Origin of the sequence: Thermoclostridium caenicola, assembly GCF_900142095.1 — a bacterium.
GTDB classification, from domain to species: domain Bacteria; phylum Bacillota; class Clostridia; order DSM-8532; family DSM-8532; genus Thermoclostridium_A; species Thermoclostridium_A caenicola.
This window is the reverse complement of the sequence record NZ_FQZP01000087.1, coordinates 1-3,454: the sequence shown is the minus strand read 5'-3', so window position 1 is coordinate 3,454 and position 3,454 is coordinate 1. Positions and strand designations below refer to the sequence as shown.

Below are 3,454 nucleotides of genomic sequence, written 5' to 3'. Positions count from 1 at the left end.
CTTGGCAGGAAAGGTACCTCTTCATAAAACCTTTTATTGCATGAAGGACATACATAGCGTCGTTTCCGCAGATGTATGAAAGTATAGCTTCCAAACGAAGATATATCCTTAATTTGTTGTTCTCTGTAATCGTGAATCTTGTCCGTAGTCCGACCACAGCGGGGACACTCATGGGCTTTTCGCTTCATTCTCATATAAATGTGGAACTGATTGTCCTTTCTTTCTGCGAAGGTAACGGTTACATCTTCAAATCCAATAAATTCTCGCGTATAATCTTTGTAGAGCATGGTTGATTCTCCTTTAAAATTGATGGTGTGAGTAACTACATTTTACTAGAGATTTCACTCCATGCTCTCTTTATTTGCAAAAAATGTTGGAGTTCCGAAGTTTCTGTCCCTCGGCACCCCAACATTTATTATAGAACCGAATTTTTCTCAAATTTGGAAATAGCAAAGCCTGCCGGACTGATGTCGGCAGGCTTTATGCATAAGCAATACTTCTAACTATGGAGTCCTTTACAGGTTCAGCGGCAGGTTCTCAAGCCTTGATTTATCGATGCGCTCTCCGTCCAGGGCGATATAGATACCCTGGCCGTTGTGGTCTTCCTTAAGGCGTATGGTGTTGACCTCCACAAAGGCATCCATCTTAAGCTTTCTCACCTGCTCAAGGGTCGAGGCATAGAGTTCGCGCGATCCCTTGGCCGCGCAAGCATCGCAGGTACAGAAGGTGATCTGGCGTGTCACAAACACGGAGTTGGCCTTCCTGCGGACTTTGCCCCTTCCCACATCCCCATTGACGGGGTGATAATGGGTATGCAGCAGTTTATGGGCCAAGGGGGAGTTGGGTTCCCCGTAGAAGTCCTCATACAACCTCAATATATCCGGATTTTCCTGCGACTTGCGGTAGGTGGAGATCTTGTCTATGTTGATCAGCACTTGCTGGCGCTGTTCCAGGGTGCCCACCTTTTCGGGAACGGGATGGCCGGCACCGCAGATGCAGCCGCCGGGACAAGCCATAACCTCAATCAAGTCATAGCCCACATCCACTCCCTGCAGAATCTTCTCGATAATGGGCTCCGCATTGCGCAGACCGCTGACTACCGCTACGCGCACCGTTGTACCGTTGGCCTGGATGGTCGCTTCCTTCAGGCCTTCAAAGCCGCGGACTTCCTCGAAGTCAAGGTGATCGGTGATAACTTTGCCCGTGAGCTTTTCAACGGCCATACGCATTGCAGCTTCAGCCACACCGCCGGAAGCACCGAACAGGATACCGGCACCGCTAACCTGCCTGTAAGGCTCGTCGAATTCCTGGGGCTCGATGGTGGAGGTATCAATGCGCTTGAGCTCCGCCATGCGCATCATCTCCAGCGAAGTCAGAACCGCGTCCACATCACGGATACCGTCGGGCGCAAACTCGGGGCGGGCAGCCTCATATTTCTTGGCGATACAGGGCACGATGGAGACCACATACAGGTCTTCCTTATTGATGCCCGCCAGCTTGGCGTAATGGTTCTTCACAGTGGCACCCATCATCTGCTGAGGCGATTTGCAGGTGGACAGGTGCGGAATGAGCTCGGGATAACGCCGCTCAACAAAGTTAACCCAGCCGGGGCAGCAGGAGGTGAACTGGGGCATAACCCCTTTGTTCGCCACACGGTTCAGGAATTCGGTGGTTTCCTCCACAATGGTCAGGTCGGCGGCAAAGGAGAAGTCGAAGACCTTATCAAAGCCCAGCTTCTTCAAAAGGCCCGCCATGAATCCGGATGCCTTGTCATAGGGAATGCCGTAATGGGAGGAAACAACGCTGCGCACGGCGGGCGCAACAAAGGCAACCACGGTCTTTGTGGGATCGTTGATAGCCCTGAAGACCTTGCCTTTTTCACTCCTGGCCTCCAACGCACCGCAGGGGCAGGCATTGACGCATTGTCCGCAGCTGACGCAGTCGGTTTCCCTGAGGGGCAGACCGCTCTTGGTTCCCACCAGCTGGCGGCCGTGCTTCATGTAGAAGGTCAGAACGTCGGGACCTTCAACCTCGGCACAGGCGGCAATACAACGGCCGCAGGAGATACACTTATTGTGATCCCTGATGATAAAGGGATGGTCTTCCACAATGGGTATATAGGGTCTTTCATGGATGGGCTTCTCAAACACGATATCGTGTTCTGAAGCCTCTCTCCTCAGGTCACAGTTATAGCGCTGGGTACATCCGCATCTTAAGCAACGGCGGGCTTCCTCGCGGGCGGCTTCCTCGGAGAGACCCAGTTCAACTTCCTTGAAGTTGCCTTCCCTCTCCTTAAGGCTGATGGCAGGCATCTTGGCACGCTCCAGCTTGGGGAAGTGCTCAAATTCCCACTTGGGCAGGTCTTCCAGGGAACCCCTGCTACAGCTGTAATCGATATGGCTCTCCTGGACATAGCCCCGCATGAGGTAGCTGTCTATGGCTTCGGCGGCACGGCGACCGGCAGCCACGGCCTGGATGACGGTTGCAGGACCTGTGACGCAGTCACCACCGGCGAAAATATTAGGTTCAGATGTCTGGCTGGTTTTACCGTTGATCTCAATGTCGCCCCACTTATTCAGCTTAACGGGCAGGTCATTGTAGAGGAACTGGGTATTGGTACTCTGGCCGATGGCGCCGATGATGGTATCGGCTTCAATTTCAAAATTGCTGCCCTCAATGGGAACAGGACGACGACGGCCGGAACGGTCGGGCTCACCCAGCTGCATCCTGATGCATTGCAATTTCTTCTTGCCATTTTCCATCACGATGCTGGTGGGAGCCATCAGGAAGAGCATTTCCACCCCTTCATGAAGGGCTTCTTCCACTTCATAGGGCTCGGCAGGCATTTCGTCGCGGGTTCTGCGGTAAATCAGCTTGACTGTCTTGGCGCCCTTTCTCAAAGCGGTACGGGCACAGTCGATGGCCGTATTGCCGCCGCCAATGACCACAACCGTGTCGCCTATCTGGATATCGGCCTGCTTGGTCACCTGTTCAAGGAACTGGATACCCAGCCATACGCCGGGGAGATTCTCGCCTTCTATATGCATAGGCGTAGCACGCCATGAACCAATGGCCAGGTATACGGCGTCAAAGTCCCTTGCAAGGTCCTCAAGGCGAATGTGGGTCCCCAGGGTTTTCTTGGTCATGATCTTGACGCCCAGCTTTTTAATGATGTCAATCTCCTTGTCCAGCGTAGCCTTGGGCAGGCGGTATTCGGGGATACCGTAACGCATCATACCCCCGGGATAGTGCTGGCGTTCAAATACTGTTACATCATGGCCATTGATGGCGCTGTAGTAAGCACAGGAAAGGCCTGAAGGACCGGCGCCCACAATGGCGATCTTCTTTCCGGTGGGATCTATAATGCCCCCCATTGTCAAGACAATTTTTCAGCTTTTCTAAGTTAGATTCTCCTTTCTTTAAATTTCCATATTTTACATTTATTTACTATGTC

General features: G+C 52.6%; 2 protein-coding genes. Both read right to left on the bottom strand.

Features of this window, described 5'->3' with window-relative positions; translation table 11 throughout:
• The coding region (locus F3H12_RS12890) for a transposase family protein (RefSeq protein WP_149677676.1) at positions 1-287 on the bottom strand (287 nt) is incomplete at its 3' end.
• 228 nt (positions 288-515) lie between these two features.
• On the bottom strand, positions 516-3,374 hold the full coding sequence (locus F3H12_RS12885) for a [FeFe] hydrogenase, group A (RefSeq protein ID WP_243133296.1): 2,859 nt from the start codon (positions 3,372-3,374) through the stop codon (positions 516-518).
• Positions 3,375-3,454 lie beyond the last annotated feature (80 nt).

Bases quoted from the DNA above. Each gene is read 5' to 3' on its own strand.
- F3H12_RS12885 (WP_243133296.1), bottom strand. From the start codon at position 3,374: ATGGGGGGCATTATAGATCCCACCGGAAAGAAGATCGCCATTGTGGGC.